At 67.3% G+C, this 18,644-nt stretch carries 19 protein-coding genes; 12 read left to right on the top strand and 7 right to left on the bottom strand.

Going from position 1 to position 18,644, the window contains the following annotated elements; genetic code table 11:
* The first annotated feature begins 104 nt into the window (after nucleotides 1-104).
* The 4 genes from LMF57_RS01895 (at nucleotide 105) to LMF57_RS01880 (ending at nucleotide 3,458) form a co-directional block, all read left to right on the top strand.
* Nucleotides 105-953, top strand: a complete 849-nt coding sequence (locus LMF57_RS01895) for a MurR/RpiR family transcriptional regulator (RefSeq protein WP_025878243.1) — start codon at nucleotides 105-107, stop codon at nucleotides 951-953.
* A gap of 12 nt (nucleotides 954-965) precedes the next feature.
* The gene (locus LMF57_RS01890) at nucleotides 966-1,730 is read left to right on the top strand and encodes a L,D-transpeptidase family protein (protein ID WP_208082197.1); all 765 of its coding nucleotides are present in this window, start codon (nucleotides 966-968) and stop codon (nucleotides 1,728-1,730) included.
* Entirely contained in the window at nucleotides 1,727-3,028 is a 1,302-nt protein-coding gene (locus LMF57_RS01885) for an amino acid permease (RefSeq protein ID WP_229290612.1), read from the top strand. Before LMF57_RS01890 ends, LMF57_RS01885 begins: the two co-directional genes overlap by 4 nt.
* A gap of 82 nt (nucleotides 3,029-3,110) precedes the next feature.
* A complete protein-coding gene (locus tag LMF57_RS01880) occupies nucleotides 3,111-3,458 on the top strand; it encodes a hypothetical protein (RefSeq protein ID WP_229290611.1) in 348 nt (115 codons plus the stop codon).
* A gap of 107 nt (nucleotides 3,459-3,565) precedes the next feature.
* Here LMF57_RS01880 and yiaA read toward each other — a convergent pair whose 3' ends face one another.
* Entirely contained in the window at nucleotides 3,566-4,018 is a 453-nt protein-coding gene (gene yiaA / locus LMF57_RS01875) for an inner membrane protein YiaA (RefSeq protein ID WP_025878247.1), read from the bottom strand.
* A 172-nt stretch (nucleotides 4,019-4,190) separates the two neighbouring features.
* Here yiaA and LMF57_RS01870 point away from each other — a divergent pair, with 172 nt between their 5' ends.
* Nucleotides 4,191-5,357 carry a PQQ-dependent sugar dehydrogenase gene (locus LMF57_RS01870; RefSeq protein WP_229290609.1) on the top strand — a complete coding sequence of 389 codons (1,167 nt, stop codon included), beginning with the start codon at nucleotides 4,191-4,193 and terminating at the stop codon, nucleotides 5,355-5,357.
* Nucleotides 5,358-5,463: 106 nt separating this feature from the next.
* Here LMF57_RS01870 and LMF57_RS01865 read toward each other — a convergent pair whose 3' ends face one another.
* The 4 genes from LMF57_RS01865 to folB form a co-directional block, all read right to left on the bottom strand.
* Nucleotides 5,464-6,054: a hypothetical protein gene (locus LMF57_RS01865; protein WP_117309353.1), complete on the bottom strand. Its 591-nt coding sequence runs from the start codon at nucleotides 6,052-6,054 to the stop codon at nucleotides 5,464-5,466.
* Nucleotides 6,055-6,191: 137 nt separating this feature from the next.
* Complete coding sequence (locus LMF57_RS01860; RefSeq protein ID WP_059065753.1) at nucleotides 6,192-8,366, bottom strand: glycoside hydrolase family 3 N-terminal domain-containing protein; 2,175 nt, start codon at nucleotides 8,364-8,366, stop codon at nucleotides 6,192-6,194.
* A 128-nt stretch (nucleotides 8,367-8,494) separates the two neighbouring features.
* Entirely contained in the window at nucleotides 8,495-9,766 is a 1,272-nt protein-coding gene (locus LMF57_RS01855; protein ID WP_229290608.1) for a mechanosensitive ion channel domain-containing protein, read from the bottom strand.
* Between the two features lie 91 nt (nucleotides 9,767-9,857).
* Complete coding sequence (gene folB, locus LMF57_RS01850) at nucleotides 9,858-10,211, bottom strand: dihydroneopterin aldolase (protein ID WP_025878255.1); 354 nt, start codon at nucleotides 10,209-10,211, stop codon at nucleotides 9,858-9,860.
* 365 nt (nucleotides 10,212-10,576) lie between these two features.
* Here folB and LMF57_RS01845 point away from each other — a divergent pair, with 365 nt between their 5' ends.
* Nucleotides 10,577-11,236, top strand: a complete 660-nt coding sequence (locus tag LMF57_RS01845; RefSeq protein WP_032952052.1) for a hypothetical protein — start codon at nucleotides 10,577-10,579, stop codon at nucleotides 11,234-11,236.
* A 42-nt stretch (nucleotides 11,237-11,278) separates the two neighbouring features.
* Here the strand turns inward: LMF57_RS01845 and tsaD are convergent, their stop codons facing one another.
* Nucleotides 11,279-12,304, bottom strand: a complete 1,026-nt coding sequence (tsaD, locus tag LMF57_RS01840; RefSeq protein ID WP_229290606.1) for a tRNA (adenosine(37)-N6)-threonylcarbamoyltransferase complex transferase subunit TsaD — start codon at nucleotides 12,302-12,304, stop codon at nucleotides 11,279-11,281.
* Nucleotides 12,305-12,471: 167 nt separating this feature from the next.
* Here tsaD and rpsU point away from each other — a divergent pair, with 167 nt between their 5' ends.
* The 6 genes from rpsU to LMF57_RS01810 all read left to right on the top strand — a co-directional run bounded on the left by rpsU (nucleotide 12,472) and on the right by LMF57_RS01810 (nucleotide 17,668).
* The gene (gene rpsU / locus LMF57_RS01835; RefSeq protein WP_002808376.1) at nucleotides 12,472-12,687 is read left to right on the top strand and encodes a 30S ribosomal protein S21; all 216 of its coding nucleotides are present in this window, start codon (nucleotides 12,472-12,474) and stop codon (nucleotides 12,685-12,687) included.
* Nucleotides 12,688-12,820: 133 nt separating this feature from the next.
* Nucleotides 12,821-13,264, top strand: a complete 444-nt coding sequence (locus LMF57_RS01830; protein ID WP_032975623.1) for a GatB/YqeY domain-containing protein — start codon at nucleotides 12,821-12,823, stop codon at nucleotides 13,262-13,264.
* Between the two features lie 105 nt (nucleotides 13,265-13,369).
* A complete protein-coding gene (locus tag LMF57_RS01825; protein WP_051501539.1) occupies nucleotides 13,370-14,329 on the top strand; it encodes a YihY/virulence factor BrkB family protein in 960 nt (319 codons plus the stop codon).
* Between the two features lie 59 nt (nucleotides 14,330-14,388).
* On the top strand, nucleotides 14,389-16,128 hold the full coding sequence (gene dnaG / locus LMF57_RS01820) for a DNA primase (protein WP_117309350.1): 1,740 nt from the start codon (nucleotides 14,389-14,391) through the stop codon (nucleotides 16,126-16,128).
* 26 nt (nucleotides 16,129-16,154) lie between these two features.
* The gene (locus LMF57_RS01815) at nucleotides 16,155-16,700 is read left to right on the top strand and encodes a protein tyrosine phosphatase family protein (RefSeq protein WP_229290605.1); all 546 of its coding nucleotides are present in this window, start codon (nucleotides 16,155-16,157) and stop codon (nucleotides 16,698-16,700) included.
* A complete protein-coding gene (locus LMF57_RS01810) occupies nucleotides 16,697-17,668 on the top strand; it encodes a bile acid:sodium symporter family protein (RefSeq protein ID WP_117309349.1) in 972 nt (323 codons plus the stop codon). The genes LMF57_RS01815 and LMF57_RS01810 overlap by 4 nt, the downstream gene beginning before the upstream one ends.
* A 101-nt stretch (nucleotides 17,669-17,769) precedes the next feature.
* On the opposite strand, the gene LMF57_RS01805 is transcribed toward LMF57_RS01810, so the two are convergent.
* The gene (locus tag LMF57_RS01805; RefSeq protein ID WP_208082203.1) at nucleotides 17,770-18,576 is read right to left on the bottom strand and encodes a calcium-binding protein; all 807 of its coding nucleotides are present in this window, start codon (nucleotides 18,574-18,576) and stop codon (nucleotides 17,770-17,772) included.
* Between the last annotated feature and the right edge of the window lie 68 nt (nucleotides 18,577-18,644).

The raw sequence follows: 18,644 nt of genomic DNA, 5'->3' as shown, positions 1-18,644 counted from the left end.
GACGGATTCACGGCGTCCCCTGCAAACCCCACCCGCCCGACCCATCCCATGACACGCTCTACGCTGCCAACCGCAACGCCGTTGCAGACACCCGGACGCCCCGCATGCCGCCCCTGCTGAAAATCCGCACCGAGCGCGGGCAGATGTCGGCCATCGAACGCCGCATCGCCGACTTCATCCTCGACAACGCGCACCTGCTGCGCGACTACTCCTCGCAGCAGCTGGCCAGCGCGCTGGGCATCAGCCAGTCCAGCGTGGTCAAGTTCAGCCAGAAGCTCGGCTTCAAGGGCTACCCGGACCTGAAATATTCCATCGGCGAGGACGTGGCCCGTGCCGGTGCCGACCCACAGCAGGCGCCCGCCGAACCGGACATCAGCGATGACTACCTGCGCCTGGGCGACGCCCTGCGCCGCAGCAAGGCCCAGGCCGAGGAAGAAACCCGCCAGGCCAACCCACGCGAGGAGATCGAGCGCATCGTGCAGCTGCTCGACGGCGCGCCCAAGCTGTTTGTGTACGGCCTGGGTGACGACGGCCTGTACGCGCGCGAATTCGCCATGCGGCTGTCGCTGCTCGGCCTGCTGGTGGTGCCGCATACCGATCCGATCCTGATGCTGGCCAACCTGTCCGCCGCGCGCCCGGGCGATGTGCTGCTGATGTTCTCCGAGTTCGGCAAGTTGCCGCAGCTTTCGCAGCTGTCGCGCCAGTTCCAGGACATGGGCGGCAAGGTGGTGTCGATCACCCGCCACACCGCCAATCCGCTGCGTGCGCATGCCGATGCGGCACTGGTGGTGTGTGCGCACGACCGCGCACCGCAGGTGGCGCAGCTGCTGTACCGTAGCGCCATGCATGCCCTGCTCGATTTCCTGTTCGTGCTGCTCTGCCACGCCAATCCGGATCGCCAGCAGCAGCTGGCGGTGAACCTGGAACGGATCGACCACCTGCTGGATTCCTGACCGGAGCGCCCGATGAACCTGCTGCTGGCCCGCCTTGCATCTGCCGCGCTGCTGCTCGTTGCTGCAGCGGCTCTCCACGCTGCCCCGCTGGACAACGCTCGCCAACTGATCGTGGTCACCAGCGAGACCTGGGACAGCACGCAGGGCCAGCTGCAGGCCTTCGTGCGCGACGGCAAGCACTGGCGCAGGCACGGCCAGGCCTTCCCGGTGGCGCTGGGCCGCACCGGCAGTGCCTGGGGCCTGGGCCTGCATCCTGCCCAGACCGACGGTCCGCAGAAGCAGGAAGGCGATGGCCGCAGTCCGGCCGGTGTGTTCGCGCTGGGCAGCGCGTTCGGCTACGCCATCACCCGGCCCGGCACGGCGATGACCTATCAGCCGATGCTCGAGAGCAGCTACTGCATGGACGTGCCAGCATCGCCGTTCTACAACCGCATCGTCGATGCGAAGAAGGTGGGCAGCGCCGCCATCGCCGGTTCCACCGAACCGATGCGGCTGGACCTGCACAACCAGGGCGACGTGCGTTACCGCGAAGGCTTCGTGATCGCGCACAACCCGGACAACCAACCCGGCAAGGGCAGCTGCATCTTCGCCCATCTGTGGCGCCAGCCCGGCGAGGCCACCGCTGGCTGCACTGCGATGCCAGAGGTGCGCATGCAGGCGTTGCTGGACTGGCTGCGCCCGCAGGACACGCCACGCTTCGTCCTGTTGCCAAGGGCCGAATACCGGCGCCTGCAGGCGCAGTGGAAACTGCCCGCGCTTGAAGGAGCCGTACGTTGAGCGCCGCCGACGAACCGCAACTGCAGCGCGCGGTCAGCCGCTGGCAGATCGTCGGCCTGTCCATCAACGATGTGGTCGGCAGCGGCATCTACCTGCTGCCGGCGGCCACGGTCGCCCTGCTCGGTCCCTTCAGCCTGTGGGGCGTGGTCGCCGCCGGCATCGTCGTCGCCCTGCTGGTGCTGTGCTACGCGCAGGCGGCCAGCTATTTCGATGAACCCGGTGGCAGCTACCTGTACGCGCGCGAAGCCTTTGGCCGCTTCGCCGGCTTCGAGATCGGCTGGATGATCTGGCTGACCCGCATCAGCTCGGCCGCAGCGCTCAGCAATGCGCTGGCCGACGCCGTGGCGCGGTTCTGGCCGTGGGCAGGCGCAGGCATGGGCCGTATCGCGATCATCGTTGTCTCGCTCGGTTTCCTCACCGGGGTGAACATCATCGGCGTGCGTTCGGCCGCCCGCACCGGCATCGTGCTGGTGATCGGCAAGATGCTGCCGCTGCTGTTGTTCGTGGCCATCGGCGCGTTCTACATCGACCCACAGCTGGCCTTCTCCGGCCAGCGCCCGGACCCGCACGACCTGCAGCGCATGGGCGAGGCGGCGCTGCTGTTGCTGTATGCCTACGCCGGTTTCGAGAACATTCCGGCCGCGGCCGGTGAATACCGCAACCCACGCCGCGACATCCCGTTCGCGCTGATCACCATGATCGTCACCGTCACCGTGATCTACGCGGCGGTACAGATCGTAGCGCAGGGCACGCTGCCCGGCCTGGCCAACTCGGCCACGCCACTGGCCGATGCGGCCTCCAGCTTCGGCGGCGAGGCGCTGGCGCTGATCCTCACCGTGGGCGCGACCATCTCCATCCTCGGCACCAACAGCAACACGATGATGATGGGCCCGCGCTTCCTGTTCGCCCTGGCCCGCGATGGCTACGGCCCGAAGGTGCTGGCGCAGGTGCACCCGCGCTTCCGCACCCCGGCCGCGGCGATTTTCTGCCAGGGCCTGATCGCCCTCGGCCTGGCGCTGTCCGGGTCGTTCGTGCAGCTGGCACTGCTGTCGATGACCACACGCCTGTTCGCCTACATCGGCACGGCCGCCGCAGTGCTGGTACTGGCCAAGCGCTATGCCGACCGTCCCGGCGCGCTGAAGCTGCCCGGCGGCCCGTTGATTCCGGTGCTGGCCCTGCTGCTGTGCGTGGCCCTGTTTGCCAGTGCCAGCTGGCAGAACATCGTCGCGGCGCTGGTCGCCTTCGCCGTTGGCGCGGTGATCTACAAGCTGCCGCGCAAGGATGCCGTTGCTGATTGACCTGCCGATCACGCTGCCGGTCCGGCGCGTTAACCGGCCGATGGGCACGATCAGGCTTCGTCCACTGCGGAGCCTCCTGCCCATGAGCCCCGATTACCAGATCCCCGGCCGCGTACCGGAAGACAGCACCCCGCGCGAGGCAATTTCCGACTACTGGCGCGACCGCTACAGCGCCGAACCATATTACGACGCCAGCCTGATGTTCGATGACTACGAGCCGGCCTATCAGATCGGCCACGCAGCACGCTTCAACGAAACCCGCGCCGATCAGGTGATCCGCGCCTACGAACAGGTCGAAGCGGAGTTGCAGTCCCGCTGGGCGACCGAGCGCGGCAAGAGCCGCCTGGAATGGGATCAGGCCCGCGCCGCTGTCCGCCGCGGTTGGGATGAAGCCCATGTGGCCGATCCGCGGCTGGCGCGCCACGGTTGACCCCTCCAGCTGTTGACTGATGCAGCCACAGCAGCGCCGAGCCCCTGCTCGGCGCCTTCTGCTGTGCAGGCCTGGGCCGGGCAGGCGCTCGGCGCTACCTCAGCGGGTCATTCCTGTTCCGGCAGCGGCGGAATCGACGAAGCGCGCTTGGGCTCGGCCGCGTTGGCGGCAATCAGGTCGCGGGTGTTCTTCTGCACCGCCACCGCGCCAAACAGCGACAGCGCGAATGCCATGCCGTAGAAGCCCTTTTCGCTCAGCACCAGGGTGGCGTTCCACAGGCCGACCAGCAGCAGCAACAGCGCCGACAGCAGTGCGAACCAGCACAGTGCGTAGTACAGGCCGCTCACCGGAATGGCCTCGACGCGGTCGCGCACGCTCTTCTGCAGCGATACTGCCGCAAACAGGCCGAACAGCAGCAGGGTCAGGTAATAGCCCTTCTCGTTCAGCGGCATCTCGGCATTGAACAGGCCGACCAGGTAGGCCACCGCGCCCAGCAGCAGGGCCACCCACGAAGCGGCGATGAAGGCGGGCGAGGGTCGATGGATGAGGGGTGCGTTCATTGCAGGTCCTTGGCAGACAGGCGGGCAATGCTTTGCCCGGGCGACAACACCCTAGACGATCCGCGCCATGCCGCACAGGGGGGAGCAGGACCTTCGGGCCACGACCGTCACCGCCTCGGTGGTATACAAGGGAGAGCCTGGCCATCCGCATCCCCTTCCGCTGGAGATACCCATGACCCGCACGCCCCTGCTGCTCGCCCTCGGCCTGCTGCCGATCCTCGCCACCACCGCCTGCAACGCGGCCGGCCCTGATGCGTCTGGCCAGAAGGCCCCGGCCACCGCCGCGGCCAGCGCAGACCAACGCCCCTTCACCGCCACCGAGGTCAGCCGGTTCGACCAGCCGTGGGCGATGACCTTCCTGCCCGATGGCAGCCTGCTGGTCACCGAAAAGCGCGGCAAGCTGCAGCACCTTGACCTGGCCAACGGCCAGAAGCATGAGATCACCGGTGTGCCGAAGGTCGCCTACGGCGGCCAGGGTGGGTTCGGTGACGTCATCCTGCATCCGGATTTCGCCCGCAACCGTGTGGTGTACGTCAGCTACGTCGAGGAAGGCACGCTGGACACGCGCGGCGCGGCCGTGGCCCGTGCCACGCTTGCCCTCGATGCCAACGGTGGCGGCCAGCTGAAGGACCTGAAGGTGATCTGGCGGCAGACGCCGAAGGTCAGTGGCGAAGGCCACTACGGCCACCGCCTGGCCTTCGGCCCGGACGGCAAGCTGTGGATCAGTTCCAGCGAACGGCAGAAGTTCGATCCTGCGCAGGACATGAGCGGCAACCTGGGCAAGATCATCCGCCTCAACGACGATGGCAGCCTGCCGGTCGACAACCCGTTCGCCTCGCAGGGCGGTGTGGCCGCGCAGGTGTGGTCGCTCGGCCACCGCAACGTGCTGGGCATCGCCTTCGATGCCAACGGCAAGCTGTGGGCGCAGGAGATGGGCCCGGCCGGCGGCGATGAGCTGAACCTGATCGTGCGCGGTGCCAACTACGGCTACCCGATCGTGTCCAACGGCGACCACTACGACGGCCGTCCGATTCCCGACCATGACACCCGCCCGGAGTTCGCCGCACCGAAGGTGACCTGGAACCCGGTCATTTCCCCGGCCGGCCTGATGTTCTACAGCGGCAGCCTGTTCCCGCAGTGGAAGGGCAGCGCCTTCATCGGTGGGCTGTCGTCCACCTCGCTGGTGCGGGTTGCCTTCGACGGCGACAGCGCGCGCGAGGCCGAACGCTTCAACATGGGCGAGCGCATCCGCGAAGTGGAACAGGGCCCGGACGGCGCGCTGTGGCTGCTGGAAGACGGCAGCAAGGCACGGCTGCTGAAGCTCACGCCGAAGGCCTGATGGCCGGGTGGTGCCGGCTGCTGGCCGGCACCTGCAGGAGCCCTGGTTGCCGGCCAGCGGCCGGCACCACCGATCTGGAACGGCCCTGCATACGGGGCCGTTTTCGTTACTGGATGGTGCCGACCTTCACCTCGGTGCGCGTGCAGGCCTTGTCCAGGCACTGGCCGGTCAGCCAGACCTGGCCATCGCCGATCATCACGCCCTGCTGGTTGACGAACACCGTGCCGAAGTCCTGCGCGGACACCGCCTTGACCACCGCCGGGGTGATGATCTTTTCGTAGTTGCGCTGGAATTCACCGGGCCCGGTGATCTTCCTGCCATCGCTGATGTTCAGCGGGAAACGCACTTCTTCAACCACCGCCGCGCGATCGCCACCGACCACTGCGGTCTTGAAGGCAGTGAATACTTTTTCATACTGCGCCGCATCGCCGAGCAGCGTCTCGATGCGCGCGCGGGCGTCGTCTGCCGCAGGTGCTGCGGGGTTGGCAGCATCGGCCGGCGTCGCAGCCGCATCCTTGGCGTGCTCCGCCGCAGCCTGTGGCGCGGCGACGGCATCGGGCGTGGTGCTGGCGGCCGCCTCGGCCGGCGTCGCGCCCGTCATCGGCGGAGGCGCATCGGCGGCAGGTTCGGGCGGCGGTGCCGGCTGCGAGCACGCTGCCAGCAACAGGACAGGAACAAGGTAGGCCATCGTACGCATGCGCGGTCTCCATCGGATCAGGCTCCGATGGTAGCGCCGGGCCGTGCCCGGCGTGTTCGCCATGGGTGAGGACACCGGCCATGGCCCGGCGCTCCTCATTGCCAGTAGATCCACGCCATGCGTGGATGCTCTACCGATCAGGCCTTCAGCAGTTCGAACTGCACCGCGTCACCGGCCATCGACGAGGCGCACACCCACACGTCGAACAGGCCCGGCTCGGCACGCAGCACGCCGTCGCGGCCGGTGAATGCCAGCTGTTCACGGGTCAGGGTGAACACCACCTCGGCCGACTCGCCCGGCTGCAGGGCCACCTTGCGGAAGTCCTTCAGCTCGCGTACCGGCCGCACGCGGCTGGCCACGCGGTCGTGGATGTACAGCTGCACCACTTCCTCGCCAGCCACGCTGCCGGTATTGGTCAGCGTGGTGGTCACGGTCAGGGTGTCGTCCCAGCCGACGCGCGCACTGCTCAGCTGCGGCACGCCGTAGGCGAAGGTGGTGTAGCCGATGCCATGGCCGAACGGGTACAACGGCTCGTTCGGAATCTCGCGCCAGCGTGCCTTGAATTCCGACATCGTCGGCAGTTCCGGGCGACCGGTGCGCGGGTGGTTGTAGAAGTACGGCTGCTGGCCGGACACCTGCGGGAAGCTGACCGGCAGGCGGCCGGACGGGCTGTAATCGCCGAACAGCACATCGGCCACGGCATGGCCGGTCTGCGTGCCCAGGTACCAGGTGATGGCCACGGCATGCGCATTGCGCACCGCGCCCTGCAGGGCCAGCGCGCGACCATTGCGCAGCAGCACCACCAGCGGCTTGCCGGTCATCGCCACCGCTTCGGCGAGCGCCTGCTGTGCCGGCGGCAGGGTGATCTCCACGCGCGACTGCGCCTCGCCGCTGTAACGCTGCGGCTCGCCCAGCGCCAGCACCACCACGTCGGCGCGCAGCGCAGCGGCCACGGCCGCCTCGGTGCCACCGGCAATGGCGGCTTCCAGTTCGCAACCCGGCACCACTTCCAGCAGCGCGTCATCGCCGATGGCCGCGCGCACGCCGGTTTCCAGATCCACGTAGCGCTGCTTGTCGCCGAACAGCGTCCAGCAGCCTTCGATGTTGTCGCGATCCTGCACGAACGGGCCGATCAGCGCGATCTTCTGCCCGTTCTTCTGCAGCGGCAGCACGTTGTCGCGGTTGTTCAGCAGCACGATCGAACGGCGCGCGGCATCGCGCGACAGTTCGTCATGGGCGTCGATATGGGAGGTATCGGCTTCGCGCGCCGGGTCCAGCGAACGGTACGGGTCGTCGAACAGGCCGATGGCTTCCTTCAGCCACAGGATGCGGCGCACGCCTTCATCCAGCACGCTCATCGGCACCTCGCCGCTCTCCACCAGGCCCGGCAGGTGCTCGGCGTAGAAGCCGCTCTGCATGCTCAGGTCCAGGCCGGCGGTGAACGCCTTGGCGGTGGCATCGCGGTCGTCGGCGGCATAACCGTGCGCGACCAGTTCCATGTCGGCGGTGTAGTCGGAGATCACCACGCCCGGGAACTTCCATTCACCGCGCAGGATGTCGGTCAGCAGCTCGGCGTTGGCGCTGGCCGGCACGCCGTTGATGTCGTTGAACGAGGACATCACGGTGATCGCGCCAGCGTCGAAAGCCGCCTTGAACGGCGGCAGGTGCACATCGCGCAGGGTCTGCGGCGAGATGTCCACCATGTTGTATTCCATGCCGGCCATCACCGCGCCATAGGCGGCAAAGTGCTTGGGCGTGGCCAGCAGCGAGTCGGCGGCCCGCAGGTCGCTGCCTTGGAAGCCACGCACGCGGGCAGCGGCGAAGGCACAGCCCAGTACCACGTCCTCACCGGCACCTTCGGCACCGCGTCCCCAGCGCTGGTCACGGGCGATGTCCACTGCCGGTGCGTAGGTCCAGTGCAGGCCGGCAGCGGTGGCTTCAACCGCAGTGGCGCGCGCGGTGCGCTCGGCCAGGTCCGGCTCGAAGCTGGCGGCCTCGCCCAGCGGAATCGGGAACACCGTGCGCATGCCGTGGATGACGTCGGCCGCCAGGATCACCGGGATGCCCAGGCGGCTCTCCTCGGTGGCGACCTGCTGGATGCGGCGGCCGAGCTCGGCGCCGACACCGTTGAACAGCGAGCCGACCTTGCCCTCGCGCACCTGCTGCAGCACCTGGTCGGCATTGCGCACGTTGGCTTCCGGGTTCACGTCCGGGGCGAACGGGCGGACCATGTCCGCGAAGACACCCAGCTGGCCGACTTTTTCCTCGACGGTCATCTGGGCAATGAGGGATTCGATGCGATCGGAGGCCACCGGCAGTCCTTGATGAAAACGTTTACAAGCCCGGCATTCTAGCGATCCCGGACGATTTGGCGAGAGGTTTCGTCATTCAGTTTCAGCCACCAGCCGGATCCGTACGGTCCGGCCGGGGGCATCGCAGCTTACTCCGAGCCGGCCAACTGGCGCTGCCCGGCCATCAACATCGCGTCGCTGGACGCCTGGAACACCCGCAGGCCAAAGGCCGGCAGGATCGCCAGCAGATGGTCGAAGATATCCGACTGCACCGCCTCGTATTCGCCCCAGGCGGTGCTGCGGGTGAAGCAGTACAGCTCCAGCGGCAGGCCTTCGGTGGTCGGCTGCAGCTGGCGCACCAGCAGCGTCATGTCGGTATGGATGCCCGGGTGGCTGGCCAGATAACGCTCCACGTAGGCACGGAAGGTGCCCAGGTTGGTCACCCGGCGGCTGTTGACCTCGGCCACGCCCTGCTCGCGCAGGCGCCCGTTCCACTGGCCCAGCTCCTGCTGCTTGCCGCGCAGGTAGTCGCCCAGCAGGGCGAACTGGCCGAGGAAGGCCAGGTCTTCCTCCTCCATGAAACGCACGCTGTGCTGGTCCAGGAACAGCGCGCGCTTGATCCGGCGGCCACCGGCCTCCTGCATGCCGCGCCAGTTCTTGAACGACTCGGTCACCAGCTTCTTGGTCGGGATGGTGGTGATGGTCTTGTCGAAGTTCTGCACGGTGATGGTGTGCAGGGCGATGTCGATCACGTCGCCGTCGGCATTCTGGCTGGGCATCTCGATCCAGTCGCCGATGCGCACGCGGCCGTCGCCGCTGATCTGCACGCTGGCCACCAGCGACAGGATGGTGTCCTGGAAGATCAGCATCAGTACTGCGGTGGCCGCGCCCAGGCCGGTGACCAGGTAGCGCAGGTCGACACCGGCGAGGGTGGCAACGATCGACAGCCCGGCGATCACGAAGATGATGATCTTGGCGACCTGCAGGTACCCCTTGATCGGCTTGTTGCGCGCCTCGGGGCGACGTTCGTACAGGTCGTTGGCCGCATCCAGCGCATGCGACAGCGCCAGCACCACGGTCAGGATCGCCCACGCCTGGCAGGCACCGATGATGAAGCCGACCAGGCCCGGCGGCAGGTCCGGCACGATACGGATGCCCGAGGCGATCACCTGGCTGGGCACCACGTTGGACAGCCGCGAAATGACCCGCATCAGATGGCTGCCGCGGCCGGTATCGGCGCCGGGCAGGCGGTTGAGCAGGCGACGCAGGCCGCGCAGCAGGATGCGCTTGGTCACCCAGTTGGCCAGGCCGGCGGCAACCAGCAGCGCCGAGATCATCAACGCCAGGTAGGCGCCAGGATAGGGTTCCAGTGTGTTCTGCAGCTTTTCCAGCCACTGTACCGCCACCACTGCGTCCACCATCGGTTGTCTCCTTCTTCATTGCTGTTGAGGTTGCCGGCCAGCGGCCGGCATTACCGGGGGTTGCCAGCCGACGGCCAGCACTACCGGCGTGTCAGTCCCGCGAGCGTTCGATGATCACGCCGACCGCACGTGCACCGCGCACCGCCCCGGGCTTGCTCAGCTTCAGGCGCAGCCACTTCACGTCGAACTCGTCCAGCACGATCTGCGCGCAGCGCTCGGCCAGGGTCTCCACCAGGCCGAATTCCGATTCGCGCACGAACTGCTCCAGGCGCTTGCTGACTGCCTTGTAGTTCAGGGTATGGGCAATGTCATCGCTGGCGGCCGGGCGACGGTTGTCGAACCCCATCTCCAGATCGAACACCAGGTCCTGGCGGATCCGCCGCTCCCAATCGTAGATGCCGATCAGGGCGTCGATCGTCAGCCCTTCGATGAAAACCTTGTCCATTGCGGTTACCAGCCGGAAAACAGGCGGCCATGGTAACGGGACGGCAGTGAGCCTGCCCGGAACGGAGGCGGGCCGCCGGGCATTCGCAAGGTCTGGAAAAGACAAAGGGCCCTGCTAGCGGGGCCCTTTGGTACTACCGTTTTGTCCCCGGGGGGAGCTTTCTCAAGCCGCGTGTCCCGGTGGCGCAGGCACTGAGGTTAGGCAAGGACCCAATCGCCGGTCAAGGCCAATTGCGACAAAGCAACTCACGGAATTCGTCCGAGCCGAAACACAGGAAATCGGTCACGCAGGCAACGGCGTTCCCCGATGGTGATCGCCGCCGTCTCTGGCCAGCATCGACCCTTCCTTCACCACCGCACATCACGATGGCTGCATACGATGCATTGAGGCGCGCTCTGTCAGCGGAGCGCCTGTCGACCTACGAGAGAATTGCATCGGCCTGCAGCCCGGGTGTCACCGCCGAATCCCTGTACCTGTGGAACATGCGGATGTGCGGTGCGCTGATGATGCCGGTGCATCTGTGCGAAGTTGTCATCCGCAACGCAGCCGCATCGGCGCTGGCCCGGCAACATGGGCCTCGATGGCCGTGGAATGATGCCTTCCGACGCAGGCTGCCGGCATCTTCATCCGCTTCGGCGAGAACCGCACTGGAACTGGTCACCGGCCGTACCACCGACACGCCCGAGATCGTCGCCAACCTGCCGATGGTTTTCTGGCAGCAGCTCTTCACCTGCCGCTTCGACGCTTCGCTGTGGATACCAGCACTCAGCGGCGTTCTACGCCATGCGCCTTCGGCCCATCCCAGTGTCACCAGGAAAGCCATCCACGCAGATATCGGACGCATCCGCCACCTGCGCAACCGCATCGCCCACCACGAACCGATCCTTGAGCGCGACATCGGCGCCGACCTGGCCGCGATCGGGCGGCTGATCCACGCCCGGTGCCCGCACACGCTGGCATGGCTGCAGCGCCATGAACGGGCGACGACGGTATTGGCGGCGTCGCCGTTGGCAGGGCGCCCATGATGCGTCCGCCGGGCATGGCCCGGCGCTACCGTTTGCGGGGCTTCACACCGCCGGCAGCGTGGCCATGTCCCAACGTGGGGTGACGTCCACCTTCGGCGGGCTGTGCTGGCCCGCCAGCAGGCGCAGCGCGCCGGCGAAGGCGATCATCGCGCCGTTGTCGGTGCACAACGCCGGCCGCGGGAAGCAGGCGCGGCCGCCGAGGCGCTCGGCCATCTGCTGCAGGCGGGCGCGCAGGCGCTTGTTGGCACCCACGCCGCCGGCCACCACGATCACATTGGTGCCGGCCGCTTCCAGCGCGCGTTCGCACTTGATGCACAGGGTCTCGACCACGGCGTCTTCAAAGCCACGGGCGATGTCGGCGCGGGTCTGCTCGCTCTGGTCGCTGTCGCGCCAGGCCATCAGGACCTGGGTCTTCAGGCCGGAGAAGCTGAAATCCAGGCCCGGGCGATCGGTCATCGGCCGCGTGAAGCGGTAGACGCACGGCGTGCCCTGCTCGGCCAGCGCGGCCAGCTGCGGCCCGCCCGGGTAAGGCAGGCCCATCATCTTGGCGGTCTTGTCGAAGGCTTCGCCTGCGGCGTCGTCCAGGGTTTCGCCCAGCAGCCGGTACTGGCCGATGGCATCGACGGCCACCAGCTGGGTATGGCCACCGGACACCAGCAGGGCCACGAACGGGGCCTGCGGCGGATCGTCTTCCATCAGCGGCGCCAACAGGTGACCTTCCATGTGGTGCACGCCCACGGCGGGGACCTCCAGCGCCCAGGCCAGCGACCGGGCCACGCCGGCGCCCACCAGCAGCGCCCCGACCAGGCCGGGGCCGGCGGTGTAGGCCACCCCGTCGATGTCGTTCACGCCAAGCCCGGCCTCGGCCAGCGTCTGCCGGATCAACGGCAGCAGCTTGCGCACGTGGTCACGGCTGGCCAGTTCAGGCACCACACCGCCGTACTCGGCGTGCAGGGCGATCTGGCTGTAGACCGCATGGGCGCGCAGGGCAGCGCTGCCGGCCAGGTCGGTGTCATACACCGCCACGCCGGTCTCATCACAGGAAGATTCGATGCCAAGGACTCGCATGCCTGCTATTATGACGCCCCTGCCAACCCCTCGGGGGAACTGGCAGGTCTTACTGCAATCCAACAACTTGCCCCTATTCAGGATTTGTGGCTTGCAGTTTGTTTATTCGCCACTATAATGTGCGGCTCGCCGGGCGTGACCCGGTTCTACTGTGTCCCGGAGATTCCATGCCCAGCGTCAAAGTCCGCGAGAACGAACCCTTTGAGTTTGCTCTTCGCCGCTTCAAGCGCACTTGCGAAAAGGCCGGTGTGCTGGCCGAAACCCGCAAGCGCGAGTTCTACGAAAAGCCGACCCAGGAGCGCAAGCGCAAGGCCGCCGCTGCTGTGAAGCGTCAGCTGCGCCGCTCGTCGCGCGACGTTACCAAGCGTCAGCGCCTGTACTGATCGGACGCATCTTCATTGCGGTGGGCATTCCCTGCCGCAATGGAGTCGAAGCCGGCACGCGCGAGCGTCGCCGGCTTTTTGCGTTTCCGGGCCCGGGCATCCGCCCTGCCCCACTACCACCACGAGGTTCGTCATGAGCATGAAGCAGCAGCTCACCGAAGACATGAAGGCCGCCATGAAGGGCGGCGAGAAGCACAAGCTGGGCGTCATCCGCCTGATCAACGCGGCCATCAAGCAGAAGGAAGTCGACGAGCGCATCGAGCTCGACGACACCGCCGTGATCGCGGTGCTCGACAAGATGGTCAAGCAGCGCAAGGACTCGGTCAGCCAGTTTGAAGCGGCCAACCGCGAAGACCTGGCGGCCATCGAGCGCGCCGAAATCGTGGTGATCGAAGCCTATCTGCCGGCCAAGATGGGCGAAGCCGAGATCGTCGCGGCCATCCAGGCGGCCATCGCCGAGACCGGCGCCAGCAGCGCGGCCGACATGGGCAAGCTGATGGGCGCGCTGAAGCCCAAGCTGGCCGGCCAGGCCGACATGGGCCTGGTGTCCAAGCTGGTCAAGCAGGCGCTGTCGTAAGCGACGCCTGACCCGGGTCCCTTCCGCACTGCGAAGGGACTGCGGGACGCGCTCCTGCGCACCTGCTTCACCGCGTCTTCGACGTGGTGCTGCTACAACTCCGGCATGGTTGATCCAACGTCCCACGCCCCCGAAGACCGCGCGCCGCACGGCGGCCCCGCGTCCCTGCACAAGTACATCAAGCGCCTGCAGGACAGTTTCCCGATGGCCGTCGTCAAGCGCTTCGTCGAAATCGACGTGCTGACCCAGGCCGCCTCGGTTTCCTTCTATGCCCTGCTGTCGATGGCGCCGCTGCTGGTGCTGCTGCTGTGGCTGACCGCCTCGCTGTATCCGCCGGCACAGCAGGCCCTGGTCGACCAGATCAGCTCGGTGGCCGGCAGCAGTGCCGCGACCGTGGCCGAAACCGTGCTGAAGAATGCCGACAACCAGCCCGACGTCGGATCGCTGGCCGGGCTGTGGAGCACGCTGCTGCTGTTCGTTGGCGCCACTGCGGTGTTTGCCCAGTTGCAGAACGCACTGAACCTGATCTTCCGCACCAGCGGCGAACGCCTGGAGGGCATCAAGGCGTGGCTGCGCAAACGCGTGTTCTCCTTCGGCGTGGTGCTGGCGCTGGGCTTCCTGCTGATCCTGTCGATGACCGCCACCACCGTGCTGCAGGTGGCCTTTGCGCAGCTGCCCTCGATCCTGCCGGCCATCGGCTACCTGACCAGCCTGCTGCTGTACGCGGTCGGCTTCGCCTTCATGTATCACTACCTGCCGGACCGGCGCGTGGCGTGGCGCCAGGCCTTCATCGGCGGCCTCATCACCTCGGCGCTGTTCGCACTCGGCCGCTATGGCATCGGCGTGTACATCGCCACCGTCGCACCGGGCAGCGCTTACGGCTCGATGGGTGCGCTGGTGATCTCGCTGGTCTGGATCTACTACGCCACCGTGGTCTTCTTCGTCGGCGCGCTGATGACCGCGGTGATCGATGAACGCCTGCGCGCACGCCATCATCTGCTCGCTGCCGGCATCGACCCTGGCACTGCGGCGAACGCGCCCGGGAACGTGGCCGGCAAGGGGTAAACTAGGGGGACTGACTTCCCCCTTCCGCGTGGCTGCCGCCGCGCCCTGCCTCGTTGCCCATGGCCCGTATCCCCGACGCTTTCATCGACGACCTGCTGGCCCGCTCCGACATCGTCGAGGTGGTGGGCAGCCGCGTGCCGTTGAAGCGCCAGGGCAAGGAGTACGCCGCGCGCTGCCCGTTCCATGACGAACGCTCGGCCTCCTTCACCGTCTCGCCGACCAAGCAGTTCTATCACTGCTTCGGCTGCGGCGCGCACGGCACGGCCATCAGCTTCCTGATGAACTACGACCGCCTCGAGTTCCTCGACGCGGTGGATGAACTGGCCAAGCGTGCCGGCATGGAAGTGCCGCGCAGCGAGAACCCACGCAGTGCCCAGCAGCAGGATGACAGCCGCGAGCTGTATTCCGCGCTGGACGCGGCAGCCAAGTTCTTCCAGAAGAACCTTGAGGGCAGCGAGAAAGCCCGCAGCTACCTCGACGGTCGTGGCGTGGATGAAGAGAACCGCGCGCGCTTCCAGATCGGCTATGCGCCTGATGGCTACAGCGGCCTGCGCGATGCACTGGGCAAGGACGAGCGGCGGATGAAACTGCTCGACCGCGCCGGCCTGTTCTCCAAGAACGACCGCGGCCACGTCTACGACAAGTTCCGCGACCGGGTGATGTTCCCGATCTTCGACCGCCGTGGCAGGGTGATCGCCTTCGGCGGGCGCGTGTTCGAGAAGGATGACGGCCCCAAGTACCTCAACTCGCCCGAGACCGCGCTGTTCCACAAGGGCCGCGAGCTGTACGGCCTGTGGCAGGTGCGCCAGGCCAACCAGAAGATCGAGCGCTTGATCGTGGTCGAGGGCTACATGGACGTGGTCTCGCTGTTCCAGTTCGGCGTCACCCAGGCGGTGGCGACGCTGGGCACGGCGACCACGCCGGACCATGCCGAGCTGCTGTTCCGCAACGCGCCGGACGTATTCTTCTGCTTCGACGGCGACGCCGCCGGCCGCCGCGCCGGCTGGAAGGCGCTGGAATCGGTGCTGCCACGCATGAAGGACGGCCGCCAGGCCTTCTTCCTGTTCCTGCCCGACGGCGAAGACCCGGACAGCATCGTGCGCAAGGAAGGCGCCGAGGCCTTCGACGAACGCCTGAAGCAGGCCACGCCGCTGTCGCAGTTCTTCTTCGACGAGCTGACCCGCGAGATCAACCTGGGCACGCTGGATGGCAAGGCACGGCTGGCCGAGCGCGCCAAGCCGATGCTGGCGCAGATTCCCGATGGTGCCTTCGGCGACCTGATGAAGCAGCAGTTGGCGCAGCTGACCGGCCTGGGCGGCAACGCGCAGGCCGGCCGGCCGCAGATGCCGCAACGCGCCTCGCCGCGCACGATCCAGCCGGCGGCCAAGCGCAGCTTGGTGCGTGGCGCGATCGCCGTCCTGCTGCAGCAGCCATCGCTGGCCCTGACCCTGGGCGGCAAGCACCACTTCCAGGGCCTGCGCCTGCCCGGCGTGGAGCTGCTGCTGGAACTGCTGGGGCTGGTGGAACAGCGCCCGGACATCAGTACCGGCGCCCTGCTGGAGCATTTCGACGGCCGCGAAGAACAGGCCTCGCTGCACACCTTGGCCGCGCAGACGCTGGCGGGCGATGAAGCGATGTGGACGGTGGAACTGCATGACGCGGTCGGCCAGCTGGAGAAGCAGCTGCTGTTCCAGCGGATCGACGACCTCAACGCCAAGCAGCGACAACAGGGTCTGGACGATACTGACAAGTACGAGATGCGCGAGCTGCTGAAGGCCCGCGCCAATCTGCGCCTGTAGCGGCAGAGCACATCCCCGGAGAGAGCATGCTGCTGCGCCTGACCTGCCTGCTGTTGTTGTCGCTCTGCCCGGTCCTGCCGGCCTGGGCTGCGGACCCTGTCCTTGCTGAAGTCCGCCCCGGCCTCTACGCCGGTGGCCAGCCCACGGCCGCGCAACTGCGCGAACTGGCTGCGCAAGGCGTGCGCACGGTGATCGACCTGCGCCAACCCGATGAAGATCGCGGCTTCGATGAAACACGCGAGGCCGAAGTGCTCGGCCTGCGCTATGTGCGCATCCCGGTAGCCGGCGCCGAGGGCCTGGATGCCACCAACCTGCGCGCCGTGCACCAGGCGCTGCAGCAGAGCCAGGGGCCGGTGCTGCTGCACTGCGCTTCCGGCAACCGCGCCGGTGCCGTGCTCGGCCTCGTCAACGCACGCTACGAACACGCCAGCCCGGAACAGGCGCTGCAGCTGGGCCAGCGAGCCGGCCTGAAGTCGTTGGAAGCGGCCACCCGCGAGCGTCTGGCGATTCCTTCTTCCCCCCCCCTGATTCCCGGGGTAATCCCCCCGCACCAAGGAGCCCATCCACCATGACCCGCTGGTGGTCGCGCCTGCGACCGGACAACTTCACCCTCGCCCTGCTGTGCACCGTCGGCCTGGCCTCGCTGCTGCCGATGAAAGGCGCCGCCGCCCTGGTGCTCGACGATGTCACCACCGTCGCCATCGCCGCGCTGTTCTTCCTGCATGGCGCGCGCCTGCCGCGCGAATCGATCATCGGCGGCATGCTGCACTGGCGCCTGCACCTGACGATCCTCGCCTGCACCTTCATCCTGTTCCCGCTGCTGGGGCTGTTGTTCAAGCCGTTGTCCGGCTGGCTGCTGACACCCGAGCTGTACCTGGGCGTGCTGTTCCTGTGCACCCTGCCCTCCACCGTGCAGTCGTCCATCGCGTTCACCTCGATGGCGCGCGGCAACGTGCCGGCGGCCGTGTGCAGTGCCTCGCTGTCGAGCATCCTCGGCGTGTTCCTCACGCCCCTGCTGCTGACCGCACTGGCCGGTACCTCCGGCGGCGTGCATGACCCGCTGCATGCCATCGGCGGCATCATGCTGCAGCTGCTGGTGCCGTTCGTGGCCGGCCACCTGCTGCGGCCGTGGATTGCCGGCTGGGTGGAAAAGCAGCGCGCGCTGCTGCGCTACACCGACCAGGCCACCATCCTGCTGGTGGTGTACTCGGCATTCGGCGAAGCGGTTACCGAGGGGTTGTGGAGCAAGACGCCGCTGCTGTCGCTGCTGGCGGTGGCGGTGGTGTCGGCGGTGCTGCTGGGCATCGCCATGCCGCTGATCACCTTCATCGCCCGCCGCCTGCGCTTCAACCGCGAAGACGAGATCGCCATCGTGTTCTGCGGCTCGAAGAAGAGCCTGGCCACCGGCGTTCCGATCGCCAAGGTGCTGTTCGCCGGTGGCAGCCTCGGCGCGATCGTGCTGCCGGTGATGATCTATCACCAGATCCAGCTGATCGTCTGCGGCGTGATCGCGCAACGCTATGCCAAGCGCGCGCCCTGACCTGTGGAGCAGCCATCCACGCATGGCGTGGATCTACTCCAAACCACGGAGGGCGTGAACCCGCAGTAGATCCACGCCATGCGTGGATGGTTTGCCTGACGCTACGGATCCACCAGCGTGCCGACGCTCAGCTCCGGCATCCACACCCACAGGTCGTACGGCCGTCCCGCATGGGCATCGACCCGCGGCCGCGTGGCCACCTGCTCTGGAAGTGACCGCGCCATGCAACTGCCCGCGCATCCCCACGCCTGACCACGCTGCGCGCCCAACCGTACGCTGTAGATCTCCAGGTCCCGCAGCTGGGAGGCCATCGGCTGCGTCTGCATTTCCGGCGGCATACCTTGCGGCCGCTGCAGCATGGCGTGCACGTTGCCGGTCAGCACCAGCATGCGTGCGACAGCCGGCAGGCGCCCGTACAGGCGCCGCAACTCGGCGGCCATGCGGTCATCGCGTGCCTGGTTGCCGCCCTTGCTGGCATTGACGTCATAGCCAACCACTTCGATCACACGCCCCTGCGACTTCAGCACGCGCAGGCTTTCGATCATCGCCAGCATGTCGCGGCTGCGACGGCCATCGTGCTGGTCATCGCGCACGGTCCAGAACGCACGTCCGCGCAGCTGCTGGCGTGCCTGCTCCCCGCCATCGGAAGCCAGGTAATCGCGCAGCGTGGGGGTTTCCCCACGTGGCAGTTCCAGCGCCAGCACGACAGGGCCGTTGCGGCTGTAGTCGTCCACCAGCTGGCGCACCAGCAGCGGCGTTTCGCGTGTCCCGTGGAATTCGCCCAGTACCAGCAGGCGGTGGTCACCGGCGTGCTGCCGGATCTGCGCAGCGGTGTCGTCGGCGCGCGCACTGAGGGCCATGCCCAGCGCCAGCAGCAGCGCGGCGGTCCAGCGGAAGATCGAATGCATCCCTGCGCCTTCCTTTTCTTGGGGTCTGGAAACAGCAATGACGACGCCTCGACCACAGTTCAAGTGTC

This window comes from Stenotrophomonas sp. SI-NJAU-1 (genome assembly GCF_020883215.1).
Taxonomy (GTDB): Bacteria; Pseudomonadota; Gammaproteobacteria; order Xanthomonadales; family Xanthomonadaceae; genus Stenotrophomonas; species Stenotrophomonas indicatrix.
This window is presented reverse-complemented; position numbering and strand designations above follow the sequence as displayed.

Excerpts from the sequence above, each read along its gene's own strand:
- LMF57_RS01880 (WP_229290611.1), top strand. The coding sequence starts at position 3,111 with ATGAGCCCCGATTACCAGATCCCCGGCCGCGTACCGGAAGACAGCACC.
- LMF57_RS01855 (WP_229290608.1), bottom strand. The coding sequence starts at position 9,766 with ATGGTGGACGCAGTGGTGGCGGTACAGTGGCTGGAAAAGCTGCAGAAC.
- tsaD (WP_229290606.1), bottom strand. The coding sequence starts at position 12,304 with ATGCGAGTCCTTGGCATCGAATCTTCCTGTGATGAGACCGGCGTGGCG.
- LMF57_RS01845 (WP_032952052.1), top strand. The coding sequence starts at position 10,577 with ATGGCTGCATACGATGCATTGAGGCGCGCTCTGTCAGCGGAGCGCCTG.
- LMF57_RS01825 (WP_051501539.1), top strand. The coding sequence starts at position 13,370 with ATGGTTGATCCAACGTCCCACGCCCCCGAAGACCGCGCGCCGCACGGC.
- dnaG (WP_117309350.1), top strand. The coding sequence starts at position 14,389 with ATGGCCCGTATCCCCGACGCTTTCATCGACGACCTGCTGGCCCGCTCC.
- LMF57_RS01895 (WP_025878243.1), top strand. The coding sequence starts at position 105 with ATGCCGCCCCTGCTGAAAATCCGCACCGAGCGCGGGCAGATGTCGGCC.
- LMF57_RS01815 (WP_229290605.1), top strand. The coding sequence starts at position 16,155 with ATGCTGCTGCGCCTGACCTGCCTGCTGTTGTTGTCGCTCTGCCCGGTC.
- LMF57_RS01890 (WP_208082197.1), top strand. The coding sequence starts at position 966 with ATGAACCTGCTGCTGGCCCGCCTTGCATCTGCCGCGCTGCTGCTCGTT.
- rpsU (WP_002808376.1), top strand. The coding sequence starts at position 12,472 with ATGCCCAGCGTCAAAGTCCGCGAGAACGAACCCTTTGAGTTTGCTCTT.
- LMF57_RS01830 (WP_032975623.1), top strand. The coding sequence starts at position 12,821 with ATGAGCATGAAGCAGCAGCTCACCGAAGACATGAAGGCCGCCATGAAG.
- LMF57_RS01805 (WP_208082203.1), bottom strand. The coding sequence starts at position 18,576 with ATGCATTCGATCTTCCGCTGGACCGCCGCGCTGCTGCTGGCGCTGGGC.
- LMF57_RS01810 (WP_117309349.1), top strand. The coding sequence starts at position 16,697 with ATGACCCGCTGGTGGTCGCGCCTGCGACCGGACAACTTCACCCTCGCC.
- LMF57_RS01865 (WP_117309353.1), bottom strand. The coding sequence starts at position 6,054 with ATGCGTACGATGGCCTACCTTGTTCCTGTCCTGTTGCTGGCAGCGTGC.
- folB (WP_025878255.1), bottom strand. The coding sequence starts at position 10,211 with ATGGACAAGGTTTTCATCGAAGGGCTGACGATCGACGCCCTGATCGGC.
- LMF57_RS01870 (WP_229290609.1), top strand. The coding sequence starts at position 4,191 with ATGACCCGCACGCCCCTGCTGCTCGCCCTCGGCCTGCTGCCGATCCTC.
- yiaA (WP_025878247.1), bottom strand. The coding sequence starts at position 4,018 with ATGAACGCACCCCTCATCCATCGACCCTCGCCCGCCTTCATCGCCGCT.